The sequence below is a fragment of the Sporolactobacillus sp. CQH2019 genome (assembly GCF_028765345.1).
Taxonomy (GTDB): Bacteria; Bacillota; Bacilli; order Bacillales; family Sporolactobacillaceae; genus Sporolactobacillus.
Map to the genome: position 1 here is coordinate 242701 of NZ_JARAJZ010000006.1, position 17021 is coordinate 259721.

Below are 17021 nucleotides of genomic sequence, written 5' to 3' on the forward strand. Positions count from 1 at the left end.
AATTTTCCGTCATGGAAAATTCAGGCCGATCCCTCAATTAAGGATGCCGCGGCGAACTTCCATTTTCAGAAACGGTTTTTGATAAACCGAGAATATAGACCTATCCGACAGTAAATATTCGCCGTGTCTGCCGCTGGATGAGAGGTAGCCTCACAAAAATGTTTTATAACTCATGGTAATTATATCCGTCTAAAGTTGTACGGGCAATACCTTTTGCCTTAAAGATAGGGCGAATCACGAAAAAAAGCCGGATAATTATCCCGGCTTCACAATCCGCATGATTCATCTCACCTTCAGTTAGAACAGGAGGTTCCAAGTCCTGGGTCCGACAATGCCATCGGGCACCAGAGCGCGGCCGAGTTGAAACGCCTTCACTGCTGCTTCCGTCCGCGGGCCGAAGATTCCGTCGCTCCGGGCTCCGACGGCTTTCTGAACGAGCACGACATCTTGGCCCGTACTGCCCCGGCGGAGCGGCCGGCCCGGATAGGGAAACGTATTCATCGAGGATCCGGCCGGCCGATACAGCTTCAGTTTCTGTCCCGGGTAAATGGTGTCCGACGTCAGTCCGTTCCACTTTTTGATCAGCCGGTAATCAAGGCCGGAGCGGACGCCGATTGCGCTCAATGTGTCCCCGGATTTGACGGTATAGCCGGCAGATTTTGGAAGGAGCGGCGAAACAGCTTTGGCGCCTGCCGGCTGTGCCGCTCTTTTCCATGTTCCGCCGGATTTGATTATCTTGTCGAAATCGACACGGATGCCGGCGACCGGCCGGTCATTCTGAAATTGATAAAGATGGGCGTAGGCCGATAGGTTGCCGTCGGACCATGCATATGTCTGAAAGAAAAAGTCAGCCAGACCTGTCCGCCCGAGCGCTTCGACGACCCGGAAGGATCCGTAGACGCCGGCGGAATAGCCTTTCTCTGCATCTTTTACGGCGCGGAAGTAGGCCATAATTGCTTCCAGGTCACCTGTGCCGGCATTGTAGTCGACGGTAAAATAAATGGGCGTTCCCTGCGGCTGTCCGATTGAACGTGCATAACGGCACGCCGCTTCGGCATCGCGCATTCCCTGCCGGGCGGAAAAATAGGCGCGTTCTGTCGGGGCGGTTTCCCAAATGCTGAAAATGGACAGTCCGGCTTTAAGGATGCTCTCCGCTTCGGACGGACCCATGGATTTCCACGACCCGGCGTCGCCGAGATAGCGGCCCACCGCCCCGATTCCGGCCTGTTTCAAATTTTCAATCATGCGTTCATTAAGCTTTGCGGCACAATCAATCACTTTCATTCGACAGACACTCCCTTGAAATGTTGTTGCTGTGAAAACGGAGAAAAATTTTTTATGAGAATCAGGCTCTTTTAGAGAAGAAAATTGAAAAAGAGCTGAAAGAAAAGAAAACGGCTGCAGCGTTCACTGTATAAATAGAAAGAACCGCGATCAACCGGTGAGCGCGGCGAGTCCTTTAGAATCCGAGAGCCGGACTTTTACCAGAGAAATGCCGGTTTCAGAAAACCAATCGGCTCATACTAAAAGAATTCTCAAAGTCTGAGAAACTTCGGGAATTCTTTTTAATATAGCAAAATGAAAGCGGCTGAGTTGTCCGGGCAAAGATTGTACGTGTTAGAACGGTCCCGCGTGTTTCTTTCTCAGCGCTTTTGCAGCGCCGGCCCGAATCGTCCGTCTGCTCCTGCTTTTTTTATCTTTCAGGAATGCCCGGACGGCTCTTTCCGATGCGTATCCGTCCTCCCATCCGCAGAACTTATGATAGAATTCCGGATAAGGATTAAGCGGCGGATGGCTCAGCGCGTGGCTAACGGCGGGGAGCAGATGGTCCATATCCCGAACGATCGGTCCGGGCGCCTCTTTCGCAAGATCGAAATAGAAACCGCGGATTTTATTGGCATAGTCATCCAGGTCATAGGCGAAAAAGACAATCGGCCGTTTCAAGTTTGCGTAATCAAAGAAGACCGATGAATAGTCGGTGATCAGGCAGTCGGCGATCAGCAATAATTCTCTGATATCTTCATAGAAGGAAACATCTTTCGCAAAGTCTTCATAGCCGCTCAGGTTCATTTTCTCGGCAATCAGATAATGCATGCGCATGAGCAGAACGGCGCTTCCGCCGAATTTCTCCTTCATCCGCTGCAGGTCCAGCTTCAGATCGAATGTATAATGATCGATTTTGCTGTATTCGTTGTCGCGCCAGGTCGGAGCGTACAGAATGACTTTTTGATTCCGCGGGATGCCCAGCTTTTCCTTGATTCTCATCATTTCCGATGCATCGTTCTTCCGATAGAGCCAATCGTTTCGCGGATAACCTGACTGGATCATCTCGCCCTGCAGCTCAAAGGCTCTTTTGAAAATCTTCGATGAATAGGCGTTCGGGGCAATGCAGTAGTCCCATTTCCTTGTTTCTTCGGAAAATTCCTTGCCGTACCTCTCAGCAGTCATTCCCGGCATTGTCATCCGCTTTATGTCTGCCCCAATAGTTTTCAGGGGCGTGCCGTGCCAGGTCTGTACATAAACGGTATCCTTCGGTTTCGGCAGCCAGAGCGGCCAGCGGCTGTTTGTCACCCAGTATTCGGCCCGCGCCCACTGCCAGAGCCCTCTGTAAGAATATTTAATGACGTACGGCACGTTTTCTTTCTTGAATATCTCTTCATAGCCCTTCTTCACGTTCCAGACGAGTCGGTATTCCGGATGATTTTCTTTCATATATTCGTAAATCGCCCTCGGGTTGTCCGAAAACTGTTGCCCGAAAAAGCTTTCGAAAATCACCGCTTTTGTCCGCGGCAGTCTGCCGACGCGCCGGAAGACGGCCGGATAGATTGTGTGCATCCGCCGTTTCCACAGATTTCGATAGTAATGTTCGCCGGGCTGCAGCTTAACGGCCGGATTCAGCAGGCATTCAACGGCCCGTTTTGCGGAATCGCCCCGTCCGAACGTACAGAATCTGGCAAGAAACGCCTCATATGTTTGCCGGTATCGCCGCGCCGATCCGGGCAGCTCCAGGATCTCTCTGATGATGTCTTCCGTTGTCGATACAATCGGACCGGGGACCGTTTCTTCATAATCCAGATAGATTCCGCGCAGGTTATTCCGGTAATCTTCCAGATCATAAGCAAAGAACAGCATCGGTCTTTTTAAATGTGCGTAATCGAACATAACGGAAGAATAATCGGTGATCAGCAGATCCGAGATTAAGTACAGGTCCTGTATTTCCGGATAGAAGGATACGTCGAAAACAAATCCGCGATAGCGTTCGGTGTCAATTCGGCCGGCGACAAAGTAGTGCAGGCGCAGCAAGAAAATATATTGCGGAGCGAGGCACTTCTGAAGCTTTGCCAGATCAAGACGCAGATCGAACGTTTTTGTGTTCCGGAAAGTAGGGGCGTACATAACGATTTTCTTATCCGCCGGCAAATGCAGCTTCTTTTTAATGGCATTTACGTCTTTAATTGTGTTTTTCCGGTACAGCGCGTCGTTTCTGGGGAATCCGCACTCGACGACCCGATGGTTGAATAAATAGGCCTTTTTTGACAGCGACGTCATATAGGGGCTGGGCGAGATCAGAAAATCCCAGCGCCCGGCCCGTCTCAGCAGGCGATTCTGCTTATTCTTTGTATTGAATGTGACGGTTTCGTTCAGACCCATCGTTTTCATGAAGGTTCCGTGCAGCGTCTGCATCTCGATCTGACCATGCCGTTTGATATAAAAGTCGGGGAAGGTCGCGTTGGCGACAAAATATTTTCCCCTGGCCAGACAGTAAAAATAATACAGGCTGTATTTGCGGACGGTTTTCGCGCAGCCGCTCACCGGCAGATATTCGTTATCCATGAACCAGACGTAACGGTATTTGTCACCGTATGCCCGTTTCATGTAGTCGTAGATCGCCTTTGGATTATCGTTAAAGGCCTTCCCCCAGAAACTTTCGAAAATGATCATGTTTTTCTTGATCGGCAGCAGCCGCATCAGGGGGTACAGGTACCACTGGATGCATTTTCTCCTTCTTGGCGAACGGTCCGCAAAACCGCGATGAATCTCGGTCTGAAAGGCGAGCGATCGGTGCCGGCCGCTTATGAGGCGAAAGCGGATTTTTTGATAGGTAAAGCAGATGCCGGGAGCTTTGGACAGCGATTCGGACAGGATCACCGGAATCTTCCGCGATCGGATCCGGCCTGAAGGTTCTGTTTCGGTCTCGACAATAAACACATGCCATTTTCCGGATGCATACCATCTGAAGTTTCCATTTCTGTCAAAACAGCTCAGCTTAACGGTGTTTTCTTCACCGGCACGGGAAAGCCGGCCGGAATCGAGATCAAAAGCAACGGGTGGGGCGGCGTTATTCGCTGTTTCAAATAAAAGCCGGCGTTTTCCAGCAGTATCCTGTTCCCGGCCGCATCGGCACGGCAAAGTCAGCCGCAGAATCATCGAGCCGTCTGCAAACTTCAGATCGCCGAGAAACGGATGGCGGTACTCTGAAGCAAAGATCGACATCCGGCCGTTTGTATGCTCAATCCATATGTCACGCTGCCGGGTATGAAGAATGACGCTTTTACCGTCCGGTTGTCCGTCCGCCGGCTTCGGGATGCTTTCTCCCGCGAGCCGGTAGCCGATCACCCAGCCCGTCTCTTTAAAATCCGTACTCCTCAGCCTGTCGCCGGGAATCGCCAGAGTGAACCGGTTTGCCTCAAGTTCTCTGATCTTTAATGGGATCGTTGCCTGCTCCCCGGTGTTCCGATCGTAAAAGCAGAGGCACAGATCCGAAACGTTCCTGTTTAGCCGGCCGCCGATGATCAGACGGTCTTTATCCGCGGCCGCGCGTTCGATCACAACGTCCGGCCGGCAGACGTCAACGGCGAGCTGCCAGCTGCCGTTGTATTTTACATGAAAGGCCGTCTCGTTAATCATGCGGTATCCGGCCCGGTTGCTTCCTCTAAGGGGAGCGCCGAGACGCACCGTTTTCTCCAGATTCCGGACCGCCACATCCAGAAGAACGGCCCAGCGGCCTTCTTTTATTATTTTCAGTGCCCGTCCGGCGTCGATCCGGATTTTGAAACCGGACCAATCGTAGTTGTAGACTCTTGAAAGCGGATTAATCCTTTTGAGCCTGGTTACACCCCATTTTCTTGTAACGGTCCGGTCCTTGAACAATTGCACGGCCAGGCCGGTTTCCTGACCGCTGTCGATATTGACGAGACGGGCGCTCATCCGGACATGTGCCTTTTTTCCGGAATCAATGCCTTCAATGTAGGCATGGCCGCTGATCTCAAGCTCTCCGTTCCCGTTCCAAAGAACGCGGTGAATGCGTGAAACCGCATCTAACGATCGATCGACACAGACCGGATGTTTCCGTGTAAAGTCGGAAACGGCGAACGTCTTATACCAGTGTCCCTGCCGCCGATAAGGCTTGAAACTCAGGCCGTGCCTTCTATCCAGGCGAATGATTTTCAGAACGTCTTCCATTCTGTTCTGCAGCAGCAGCCGGTAGGCAAGCGCCGTACGTGCAGGAATGCGCGCGAAGAGTTCCGGATTGATTTTTGCAAGTTCGCGGGATAAGAGCCTCTGAAGGCGGCCGATGTACAGAGAATCGGCAGATTTCAGAGGCTCCAGGTAGTTATAAAAATCGACCGTCAGATACTTCAGCTGATTTGCTTCGATGATTTTCTGAGAAACCTTGTGATCGTTCAGAAATGCATCGAGCTGCTGCAAAGCCTTAAGCCGATCTTCGAAATTATGAATATCCTCCCTTTTTTGTGTGATCGAACGGTCCTTTCCTTCTCTGATCCGCCAGTAGTAAACCGTATCCTCGATAATATCGACCGATTTAGCCAGAAAGTGAGCCGGGATGGTCACGGGTATATCTTCGTAAAGCATATGTTCCGGAAAGGACAGCCCGCAACGGTCCCAGAAAGATTTTTTATAAAGTTTGTTCCATGCGGTCGTATCGTAAAGCAGTTCCGGGCGTTCAGTGATGTGGGTCCTTTTGCATGTGTCGGCGATCGCTTTCCGGTGAAGGAACGATTTCCGGTTAACGTTTGACTTAAAGCGATTGACGCCGCCCGAGATAATATCGGAATCTGTCTGTTTCGCCATCGCATACATTTTTTCATAGGCCCGGCCGTCGACATAATCGTCACTGTCGACAAATGCAATGTATTCTCCGTGCGCAGCGCGGAGGCCCCTGTTCCTGGCTGCGCCCAGTCCTCTGTTTTCCTGATGAATGGTTTCAAAATTTTTGTGAGCTGCGGCATACTCGTCCATCATCCGGCCGGTTTCCCCATCAGTGGAACCGTCATCGATCATGATGACCTGTATCGGCTGCAGGCTCTGGCGGACCAGCGAGTCGAGACACTGTCTGATGTATGAAGATACATTATAGCCGGGAACAATCACACTGACTTTATAAATCATTCTGACTTCTCCTAACGATCCATCATTCTGACGATCGGAATCTATTTTTTCTGCTTCGGCTCTCATACGATACGGCCGCAGCATCTGTAAAGAAAAGGGCCCCACTCAGCATAACGGGACCGTATCGGCCCATGTGAAAACCCGAGCCGTGAACGTATAGGACAGTCTGTTGCCTTAAGTTCATGTTTTCTGATCATAAAAAGATTGAATGGCCTGGTCGATATAGACCCAGCCTTCCGGACCGATATGCATCGTGTCCTCAAGAAAATAGGGTGTCGAGTCGAAACGAGTGAAATCGGCAAGCTGGAATCCGCTGCCGCGGATTTCGCGGGCAATGTTCCGGTAGCAGATTTCACGTTTTTGCCGGGATACGCCTGCGTAGTTGTACCAGAGCCCGTTAAAGGGAACGGAAACGAACAGCGCCTTGGCGTGCTTTTCCTTCAGCAGATCGAGAACGAGCTGCAGATCTCCATATTCCGGAGACGTATTGAAACTCTGGGAGGCATTGTAGTTTTTAAAATGTATCAGCCTGTTCTTGATACTTTTCAAATAAAGGGCGTTGCTGATATGAAACGGATTGGAATTGGTGTAGGAGGCGACATCCTCCTTTGCCATCAATTTCAACTGACTCCAGTTTTTTCCTTTTAGTTTCGGGTCAGGTCTCTGATACTGGCTTTGATAATAATTGGGCTTGACCCTCTGCATCCTGATTGCATCGTACAGCGTCAGCATGTGTTCATTCATTCGGCCTTGAAGCGAGTCGACGAATAGCGACGTTCCGGATGTTTTATTCGGGTAGGCGATCTTTTCAAGCAATGGAGCAATGGCGCCGTTCTGCCTGATAAATCCGAATTGAAGGAACCGTCTTGCTGCCTTCTGTTTCAGCTTCGGATCGATGTTGCTGCTGAAAATGAACTGATACATCTGCTCTTCTGAAAAATTGCCGGCAAAGTAGCTGGTGCTGAGCCCTTTCTGTGTAAACCATTCCGGAGACAGAATGATCACGATCTTCCGATTTTTCAGCAGGTCGGCATTCGCTGCCAGATTGAGAAAATGAATCAGCGAGTACATGCCTGCTCTGCCGATCAGAAAAGGTGTAAAACCGTCGGAATTAATTTTGAAAAAGTTTGTCGGATGATAGATGTCCAGCCTGTGCAGCTCAGATGATCCGTATATCGGCAGGTACTGCTTGTCTTTCAGCATTTTCTGCTGCATGAGTGTCCCTTGAAAAATAGTCGGATCAAGAGTTGAAGCTGCACGGGAGACGTCGCTCCGGCTGATCGACAGGCTTTTCACACTCGGAGGAGCGAAAACCAGCGAGCAGACGAGAACAACGGCCAGTATCATCGGGCCGAATCGCGGCGCCTTCATTTTCTTTCAGCCAGCCTCTCAATAATCATCTTCGGCGTTGCCCACTGACTGCGGTCAAAATCCGAAACCGGAACTTTGATATTCAGCCGGTTTTCCACTTCAACCAGCAGCGAGATCGTGGCAAATGAGTCCATCAGTCCTTCTTCAAAAAGCCGGACATCCGGTTCGTCTTTCACCTCATCGGATTCGCAGACTTCCGCCAGAATATCCAGAACATCTTTCTTAAAAGCCTCTGTTATTTCAACCATATCGAACACTCCTCTGTTGTAATTAGATTTTCAAAGAAAATTGAGTCTTCCGGAAAAAATCAGGAAGCTGAAACAAATGACATGAAATGTGATCAGCACCGATAATGCGTGAATCCATTTGTTGTCTTTCGGCCAGATGCGATGTTTCTTATTGAAACGCTCAAACCGGTTAAATGAGATAAAGGCAGCGGCATGGTAGAGGCCGTAGATGATATACTGCAGCAGGAAGCCGTGCCAGAAACCCATGATCAGGAAGTTGAGCAGGAGGCCGAGGTCGGAAACGAGGTAACGGTCCTTGATCCACTTTTTTTTGATCATCATGTACACGAAACGCATGTAGATGAAATCGCGGAACCAGAAGGACAGTGACATATGCCAGCGATTCCAGAAATCTTTGATATTGCGGCTGAGAAACGGTTTATTGAAATTCTCCGGCGTCCGGACACCCATTATATAGCTGAATCCGATCGCAAACTGGCTGTACCCGGCAAAATCAAAGAACAGGTACATGCTGTACGCGTACATATACATCCAGATGCTGAAAAAAGTATTCGATGCCAGTGCCGGCGAGCTCATCCAGTACTGATGAACCAGCTGGGCAATAATGTATTTGTAGAGAAACCCCTGAAAAATTTTATTGATTCCCAGGTAAAGGAGCTCTTTGTATTCCTCTCCCGACGGAACGTGTTTCAGATCCGATTCAAACCGGCGATAACGGTCGATCGGACCCGACGAAATCGTCGGAAAGAAGAGTATAAACCTGAGAAAATGGTTCAGGGGGATCTCATGGACCAGGCCGTCGCGCAAATCCATAATGACTTCGATCGACCGGAATGAAACGTAAGAGATGCCGAGAAATCCGAAAAAGCCGAGTGACGGAACGTCTGCCGACAGTTTAACGAAAAACAGCGGGACGATCGCCAGGACAACCGCTGCGTAAAAATAGCCGGAACGATCGTCTCTTTTTTGTAATGCGCCATAACCCTTTATAACCGCAGCCTGCCAGATGATAAAAACGATGATCGAGACAAACTGTGCCGGCTGGCCGTAAAAGATCAGAAAGATCATGGCGATGGCGATCAGATCGTTATAAAGGGCCATCCGTTTTCCGGCAATTCCTGCCAGAATGATCGGCAGAAGCAGGATGCCCGTGACGATAAAAAAGCGGAATGAGGCGTAAGGAATAAAAGAAATCATTGAACGACCTCTTTCAGCAGGACTTTCCGGTTAATTTTTCCGTTTGCCGTCATCGGAAAGGAAGATTGATAGATGATTTTCCGCGGCAGCATATAGCCTGGCAGATACTGGCTCAGTTCTTTCCGGATGGCGGAGGAGAGCTGATAGCTTTTTTCAAAGGGATGATCTTCGGGAACAACAATGGCGATCAGATGGTCGTAACGATCCCCTTTCCGTACGGGAATGACCGCAGCCTGTTTTACGTAACGGCATGCCGAGAGCACGTGTTCAATTTCCCCCAGTTCCATTCTGAATCCGTGCAGCTTGATCTGGCTGTCCATACGCCCGTGGTAATAGAGCATTCCGTCTTTCATCAGGCCGAGATCCTTGGTGCGGTAAGCACGCTGCCCGTCCATCTCACTGAAAGCCGCCTTTGTTTTTTCCGGCTCGTTCAGGTAGCCTCCGCCGACGCTCGGCCCGCAGATCACGATTTCACCTTTTTCTCCCTCGGGCAGCGGCCGTCCGTCCGCATCCAAAATTAAGATCCGGCAATCCGGTTTGCAGCGTCCGACAGGGAAAGGCTGTCCCGACGCAATCAGCTGCTCGTCGATTTGCACACGGGTTACAGCAACCGTCGATTCCGTCGGCCCGTAAGTGTTGATGATTCTTGCTGCAGGGAAACGCGCATGCAGGTCCCTGGCGACATGTACGGGCAGCGTCTCGCCGCAGAAGAGAAAGGTATGGAGGTCCGGCAGTATTTTTTCGGAAAAAGAAGGCATCATCAGGCACATTTCCGCAAAGGACGGGGTCGATGTCCAGACATTCACGCCGGACGCCGCCAATGAATCCAGCAATTCGGCCGGCCTGGCGATCATATCTTTGTCCACCGTCCACAGGGTTCCTCCCGTTGTCAGGCACGGATAAAGAGACATGACGGAAAGATCGAATGAATAAGGAGCCTGATTGAGAAAAATCTGGCGGTCGCCGAGAGCAAAATCGCTGTTTACCCATGTGATAAAACTGGAAAGCGACTCGGCAGGGATCTGAACCCCTTTCGGCCGGCCGGTGCTCCCTGATGTGTAGATCATATAAATGATGTCGCCTTCTCTTGTTTCATAAGCTCTCTTTGATGGGTCAGCCGGATCGGCGGCAAGGATTCCGGTCAGCCGATCCGGACCGATGATCGTTTGCGGGAGAGCCGGAAGCAGAGCGGGCTGTTCACTGAAAATGAGACGGGCTCCGGAATCTTCAGCAATCATTAGAATTCGCTCGGCCGGTATGGACCGATCGATCGGAATATAGGGATGGCCGGATTTAAGACAGGCCAGAAAGAGGATCGGCATGTTCGGATGCATGTGGCCGTGAACGAGAACGGGCGCCTGATCGTGCCCGCAGGTTCTGCCGATCCAATGGGAGACGGCGTCGGAACTTTTCTTCAGCTCTCCGTAAGTCATCCGGTTTTCCCTCCATATGTAACAAATCCGATCCGGCGAAGCGTCGGCCCATCTTTCAATCCATGATAAAATGCTCATAACGCGTCACTCCTCAGAATTCGTTATAAATAAAAGTTCCGGTATGTGCTGCTGTAAAACCGTATATCAGAATCAGTCCGAGCAGAATGGCTGTGTAGTAACAGGTCAGGACAATCCATTGAACGGCCGGATAACGGATCCACTGTTTCAGATGATTCACCGGAATCCCTCCTTTTTCTATCTGCCGGCAGTTGCCCGCCGGCTTTTGTCATCCCTTGAGTATTTTAAAAATAGTTTGGTTGGCGGGACCGATGATGCCCAATGACTGCGATGAGTTGGCAAGCAGCACAACATAATTCTGCCGGTCAAAGGAAAAGGCATTGCCTCCGTTCCACCCTCCGAGAACGCCGTGGCTCGAATAAATATCGTTCCCCCAGTCTCTCCGGCTGGTGTACCAGCCGAGGCTGTAAGGCACTCCGCTGAAGTGCTTGGTAAAAATACTGTGATAACTCGAATCCGAGACCAGCATCCCGGCAGCGAGCGCGCGATCGAACTGATAGAGGTCCCAGGCGGACATGTACACGTCGCCGCAGCCTAACAGCTGAGAGAAAGAGGGAACCGGCACCGGTTCATTAAAGCGTCCGTAGCCGATCGATGCCAGCGCGGGCTGATAGATGCCGTTTCCGAATCCCGCCTGTTTTAGGCCTGCCCGGTTGAAAATATTTTGCTGAATGAACTGGTGCAGCGTCTCGCCGTATGTGTTTTGACTGATCCTGTCGAGAATGGCGGCAACGAGCGCATAATTCGCGTCCATATAGGCCCAGTGGGTCCCCGGCGGGGAGAGAAGACGGATGTTATAGTCGGCTATTCTCTGGACCAATTCATCTCTGGTCACGCGTTTAAAAGTTTCAGGTTCGCTGCGCAGACCCGACACATGGCACAGAAGATCCAGCATCGTGATCGACCGTCCGTGCGGGAACGCCGGATAAAATCGTGAAACGGGCGTGCCGAAAGAAATCAGCCCGCGTTCCTCCATCTGCATGAAAGCGACTCCCGTCACCGATTTTGTTATGGAGCCGATGAAGTATTCCGTCTCAGGCCGGTTCGGTCTGCGGAGCAGAAAATTACTGTAGCCGTAGCCTTTATTCAGCACCACATATCCATGGCTGACGACGACCGCGCTGCCGCTGAAGCCCGCATGGCTTAAATAATGATCGATTTCGGCCCGCTTCAGGGCTAAAGCTGCATGTCCGCCATCCGGAGTGTTCGCCTGTTTCGATGGTGGCACTTTTGCGGATTTGTGAGAAGAAACGGCTGCCTGTTTCTGTCCGTGCGGCAGCAGGATCGTGCCGGCTGCGACCATGCAAAGCAATAAAAAAAGAATTGCGGCCGGGCGCACCGTCTGCTTTTTCATCGTTCCGATGTCCTTTCAAATGTTTTTGATTTTGGAAAAGCTGAGGGAGCGGCAATCAGGTCGTTTTTCTGAATGTATTTTCCTGCCCGTATCTCCCGAATACGAGAAAGTAAAATTTTTCCCGGAAATTTTAGCTCGTAAGCAGAGACGCTGCGAAAGCCGCTCTCCACGATTCCGTTTAGAATATCGCATATAAATGGCGCCGATATTTTAAGGAAATTTTAATAATCCTAAGTTAAACTAATTGGGGGATTGTCATCATTCCGATTAATACCGAAACAGCTCTCCTTATCATTCTTCTGCAGATGGGCGCTGCCCCCCTTGCCGTTGATAGACTCCCCCTATTATTCGATGGCACAAAACCGATTCCCGCCGTCCGCGGCATTTGTGTGTTACAAAGTTGAAATAAATCTGTAAAACATTATTTCGGTCCGGGCGATCTCACAATGGGGGCCGGAAGCAGCCCCTGCACCTTCTCGTTCTTACATAAAAATTGTTCCTGTTCCCTCCGTTTCGCAAGGCGCATTTTCCCGATTCGAAAAAAAATGTTTTTTATGCGGGTTCCCCGAGGAGAAGCAGCGGCCGCTGCAATTGATCTTTCTAGGGAAAAATCAATTGAATGATCCGGTCTCCGATCTTTGAGCGGGGTTTTTAATGTAAATCTTTCTTAAACCGGCTGCCGGCATCATCCAAAGACAGGCCGATGATTAAATTTTTCTCATCAATTTCTCATGCATGTCTGATGTCGCCGCATGGATTAATCTATATAATAGAGACGAACGGCCGGCATGGAAAACGGCCGTTCGGCAAACACTAACGGCGAAAAGAGGAGTGTCCAATGACGGAAAATAGACACATCCTGCTTGTTGATGATGAAAAGAGTGTTGTATCGTTTGTTTCGACCGAATTAAGCTTTGAGAACTATCAGGTTGAGGAAGCTTTCGACGGAGAACAGGCACTGGAGATGTTTTTCAGCAAGGAAGAAAAATGGGATCTGGTGCTGCTTGACTGGATGCTGCCGAAGCTGAACGGACTCGAAGTATGCCGCCGTATCCGCAAAAAAAGTCTTGTCCCGATCATCATTATGACGGCACGCGATTATGTCGGCGACAAGGTTGCGGGGCTTGACGGCGGTGCGGACGATTACATTACTAAACCGTTTGAGATTGAGGAGCTGCTTGCCAGAGTGCGTGTCGCTATTCGCCGCCGCAACAGTTATACGGCCGCTCCGGAGCATCATATCTATAAGATCGAGGATCTGGTTCTGGATATTGAAAAGAGGACGGTGAAACGCGGCGGTGAGACGTTCAATCTAACTCAGCATGAGTTCGATTTGCTCGCCGTTCTGATGAAAAACGAGGGTAAAGCGATGACACGCGAGGAACTGCTCTCCAAGGTCTGGGGTTTTGACTATATGGGACAAACCAATATCGTCGATGTCTATATCCGCTATCTGCGCCGTAAAATCGATCAGGACCGGCAAGTCAGGCTGATTCAGACCATCCGCGGCGTCGGCTATACGCTGAGGGTGGAAAAATGAAGGCCTGGATAAAGGCATTTAAGAAGCAAAAAGATACGATGCTGTTCCGAATGAATTTCTGGTTCATCCTGATTCTTCTGGTGACGGTCCTGTTTATCGGCGTCTCCGCTCTGGCGGTGGTCAGTTATCAGCTGTACCAGGGGACACGCCAGGATGTCAGCTATGTCGAGCATCAGCTGATTGCGACTGCGCGGCAGAAAAATCCGGACTGGAACGAGGCGGTCGGCGATGCGCTCTATGCGCAGCATCCCGATTTTTATGTGCGTATCCAGACTCCGGACGGAAAAACCATTTATTCTAAAGGCAGCGAAGGAATCGCCGGCAGTAATCAGTATTTAGTGAAACTTTCGCTGATTACATCGTTCTTTATTAATAACAGACTGATTCCGATTTATCATCAGACGGTCTCGTACGGCGGCTATACATTCGATATATATGTCCGGATGCTCAGTATCCGCCATTTTATAAAAACCATGGTCAAGGTGCTGATCTTTTGCACGGCTTTAGGCATCCTGTTCGGCTCGCTCGCTATCTACCAAATCTCGCGGAAACTGAGCCGGCCGCTGACGGATGTGACGCTGTTTATCAATCGCCTCACCCGGACAAAAGATCTGGAGCAGCGTGTCCCGCTGCCTGCTCATCCGCGAGAAGTCCGTGATCTGGCGGTTTCGTTCAATCATTTGATGGCTCAGCTCGAGCGGCAGATCGAACGGGAGAAACGGTTTGTCTCCGATGCCTCGCATGAATTGCGGACCCCGCTCGCCGCGATCCGCGGGCACGTCGAATTGATCCAGCGCCATGGAACGGACCATCCGGAAGTGATCCGGCAGTCGATTCATTTCGTCGATCACGAATCGAAACGGATGCAGCGATTAATCGATCAGCTGCTCATGATTGCACGGCTGGACAGAAAGGCAAAGGCGCTGTTTCCGGTCGACCTGTCGATCATCGCGGGCAATGTGATTGCCGATTATGCGTCAGAAGTCGAACAGACGCTGACGGCCGATATTGCCGATAACGTCTGCGCGCCGGCCAACGAGGATTATGTTCACCAGATCATCGTTTCCCTGCTCGGCAATGCGCGTAAATATACTCCGGCCGGCGGATGGATTAAAATAATCGTTAACAGCGACCGTAATTATTCCTACATTCGTGTGCAGAATTCAGGCAGCCGGATTCCCGATGAAGAAAAGGAGAAAATCTTCAACCGCTTTTATCGGCTGGACAAGTCCAGATCAAGTGAACAGGGCGGAACGGGGCTGGGACTGGCCATTGTCAGGCAGCTTGTTGAGATTGAAAACGGCAGGATATGGGTTCAGGACATGAATCTTCCCGGAAGCGAATTTGTTGTCCGGTTTGAAAAATGGCCGGATGGCGGAGCGGGAGGGGAAAAAAGATCATTGCGGTCCGGCCCGTAAAGCGGCCGGGTGACATAATCCGCCGTTCATCGGGCCAAACTGTCTCATAAATGGACCGATCATCCGCTATTAGTGAAGAGGAGGAGTTCCGCATGCACCGGTATGCCCTGTTTGTCGAATATGACGGAGAACAAACGCTGCCCGTCGATATCACGCTTCCCAAAAACATTATTGAAGCCACAACCCTGATGAACGCGATTCGATCCTATTCGCTCCGCCATAATCTTGAGCTGGTCGACTACGATGAATTGCCCGAAAACGATATGCGCGCTTTTTTTCGCGAAAGAAATCGTTTCGGCGGCACGAGAAATCTGATATACTACATTCGTCGCCTGACGGGAGACGAAAACGGCGAAGAACAGCCGGAGTACTAACGAAAAGGATCATGCCGGAAGCTGCCGGCAGAACACGGCCGGGTTTTTCAAGAATCCGGTCCGGATGGATCGAGGAAAAGTTGATCGATGAATATTTTATTTTTTGTCAGTGAATTTCCCAGCATTTCCCAAACGTTTATTCTCAATCAGATGACTGGCCTGATCGACGCCGGACACGATGTCAGAATTCTTGCTAAAAAACAGGGGGGCGGCGGCAAGGTACACGATGCGGTCCTCCAATACCGCTTGCTTGATCGTGTCATCTATTACGGTCCGGGCGGAGCGGGCAGGCCCGGAAAGGGACTCCGCTTTTTCGGCGGCCTCTGTGCGCACACGGCCGCCCGCTTTTTTCGTAAAAATTATATTGGAGGCAGCGTGCCCTTTCATGACCTGATCCGTTACCCCAACCTGATTTTGCTGATTCGGACGTTGAACCGCGTCGATTTGTCAGACCGCGACGTTATTCTGGCACATTTTGGACCGAACGGGCTCCTGGCACAGAAATGCCGTGCGCTCGGACTGCTTCATGGCAGGCTGTTTACCGTTTTTCACGGCTATGATATGCTTCGCTACCTGAAGCAGAAGGGCAGCGGCGTCTACAGGGATCTGTTCGATTCGGACTGCACCCTGCTGCCGATCAGCAGGGCCTGGGCGGACAGATGCCTCAAACTTGGCGCACGGCCGGGGAAAATCATTGTCCATCATATGGGAATCAATGTTGAAGAGTTTATGGGCCGTTCTCCGGAGCGCGGCGAAGAAATCAACATCGTTTCGGCCGCCCGCTTCGTTGAAAAAAAGGGGCTGACATACGGCATCGACGCCGTCGGACGGGTGATCGAAAAGGGCTATAGCGTCCGGTATGCCATTGCCGGAGACGGTCCCTTGCGAGATGCACTGCTCAAGCAGATAGCCGCCCGTCATTTGACGGATCGCGTCCGTCTGGTCGGATGGAAGACCCAGGAGGAATGGATCGAAATGATGAAAGACGCCCATATCGTTCTGGCCCCCAGCATAACTGCCCGGGACGGGGATATGGAAGGTATACCGGTACAGCTGATGGAAGCGATGGCGATGAAAAAAATCGTGGTATCGACGTTTCACAGCGGCATTCCCGAACTGATTCAGAACGGCGTCAACGGCTATCTTGTCGCGGAAAAAAATTCCGGGCAGCTGGCACAAACCATTGAACAAATTATCAAAACACCGGAGACGTGGGATTCGCTAACGGAGAATGCACGGCGGACGATTGTCGGCCACTATAATATTGAACGGCAGAACGGGCGCCTGATCCGCATCCTTGAAGGGGAAGACGTACCGTAATCATTTTCCGATGCTGCGCCAACTCAGGCGGGCCGGTAAAATGCGTCCTGAATTTTCAGAAACGCATCGCTGATCATTCCGTCCCGATGAAATCGGGAGGCGGGGCCGGCTAAAAGTCCGAAGATAGTTCTGATTATTCGCATTATTTTAATTCCAGTCTGTTTATTAACCATTACTGTTGATTCTTCCGGCTGTTACTGATGATTCTCGGGCATTTACTATTGATTTTTTAACCGGTCACTGATCACTTTCCGTATCGAGCGGTCGATTGTCGGGC

The 17021-nt window shown here is 50.8% G+C and carries 12 protein-coding genes; 4 read left to right on the forward strand and 8 right to left on the reverse strand.

Features of this window, described 5'->3' with window-relative positions:
- Positions 1 to 297: 297 nt before the first annotated feature.
- The 8 genes from OYT88_RS10745 to OYT88_RS10780 form a co-directional block, all read right to left on the reverse strand.
- Positions 298 to 1284, reverse strand: coding sequence for a glycoside hydrolase domain-containing protein (locus tag OYT88_RS10745; protein ID WP_274399950.1), 987 nt, complete (start codon positions 1282 to 1284; stop codon positions 298 to 300).
- A gap of 333 nt (positions 1285 to 1617) precedes the next feature.
- A complete protein-coding gene (locus OYT88_RS10750; RefSeq protein ID WP_274399951.1) occupies positions 1618 to 6411 on the reverse strand; it encodes a bifunctional glycosyltransferase/CDP-glycerol:glycerophosphate glycerophosphotransferase in 4794 nt (1597 codons plus the stop codon).
- 180 nt (positions 6412 to 6591) lie between these two features.
- On the reverse strand, positions 6592 to 7782 hold the full coding sequence (gene dltD, locus OYT88_RS10755) for a D-alanyl-lipoteichoic acid biosynthesis protein DltD (protein ID WP_274399952.1): 1191 nt from the start codon (positions 7780 to 7782) through the stop codon (positions 6592 to 6594).
- Positions 7779 to 8030 carry a D-alanine--poly(phosphoribitol) ligase subunit DltC gene (gene dltC, locus OYT88_RS10760; protein WP_274399954.1) on the reverse strand — a complete coding sequence of 84 codons (252 nt, stop codon included), beginning with the start codon at positions 8028 to 8030 and terminating at the stop codon, positions 7779 to 7781. The genes dltD and dltC overlap by 4 nt, the downstream gene beginning before the upstream one ends.
- A gap of 30 nt (positions 8031 to 8060) precedes the next feature.
- On the reverse strand, positions 8061 to 9227 hold the full coding sequence (dltB, locus tag OYT88_RS10765) for a D-alanyl-lipoteichoic acid biosynthesis protein DltB (protein WP_274399955.1): 1167 nt from the start codon (positions 9225 to 9227) through the stop codon (positions 8061 to 8063).
- Positions 9224 to 10738 carry a D-alanine--poly(phosphoribitol) ligase subunit DltA gene (gene dltA, locus OYT88_RS10770; RefSeq protein ID WP_274399957.1) on the reverse strand — a complete coding sequence of 505 codons (1515 nt, stop codon included), beginning with the start codon at positions 10736 to 10738 and terminating at the stop codon, positions 9224 to 9226. Before dltA ends, dltB begins: the two co-directional genes overlap by 4 nt.
- Before the next feature lie 13 nt (positions 10739 to 10751).
- Positions 10752 to 10898 (reverse strand): teichoic acid D-Ala incorporation-associated protein DltX, encoded by a 147-nt coding sequence (dltX, locus tag OYT88_RS10775; protein ID WP_443029679.1) that lies wholly within the window; start codon positions 10896 to 10898, stop codon positions 10752 to 10754.
- A gap of 48 nt (positions 10899 to 10946) precedes the next feature.
- Positions 10947 to 12092: a serine hydrolase domain-containing protein gene (locus tag OYT88_RS10780; RefSeq protein WP_274399959.1), complete on the reverse strand. Its 1146-nt coding sequence runs from the start codon at positions 12090 to 12092 to the stop codon at positions 10947 to 10949.
- 838 nt (positions 12093 to 12930) lie between these two features.
- Between OYT88_RS10780 and OYT88_RS10785 the strand changes: the two genes are divergently transcribed.
- The 4 genes from OYT88_RS10785 to OYT88_RS10800 all read left to right on the forward strand — a co-directional run bounded on the left by OYT88_RS10785 (position 12931) and on the right by OYT88_RS10800 (position 16744).
- A complete protein-coding gene (locus OYT88_RS10785; protein WP_274399961.1) occupies positions 12931 to 13632 on the forward strand; it encodes a response regulator transcription factor in 702 nt (233 codons plus the stop codon).
- Complete coding sequence (locus tag OYT88_RS10790; RefSeq protein WP_274399962.1) at positions 13629 to 15050, forward strand: sensor histidine kinase; 1422 nt, start codon at positions 13629 to 13631, stop codon at positions 15048 to 15050. Before OYT88_RS10785 ends, OYT88_RS10790 begins: the two co-directional genes overlap by 4 nt.
- A gap of 92 nt (positions 15051 to 15142) precedes the next feature.
- Complete coding sequence (locus OYT88_RS10795; protein WP_274399963.1) at positions 15143 to 15424, forward strand: hypothetical protein; 282 nt, start codon at positions 15143 to 15145, stop codon at positions 15422 to 15424.
- Positions 15425 to 15511: 87 nt separating this feature from the next.
- Positions 15512 to 16744: a glycosyltransferase gene (locus tag OYT88_RS10800; RefSeq protein ID WP_274399964.1), complete on the forward strand. Its 1233-nt coding sequence runs from the start codon at positions 15512 to 15514 to the stop codon at positions 16742 to 16744.
- Positions 16745 to 17021: the final 277 nt, after the last annotated feature.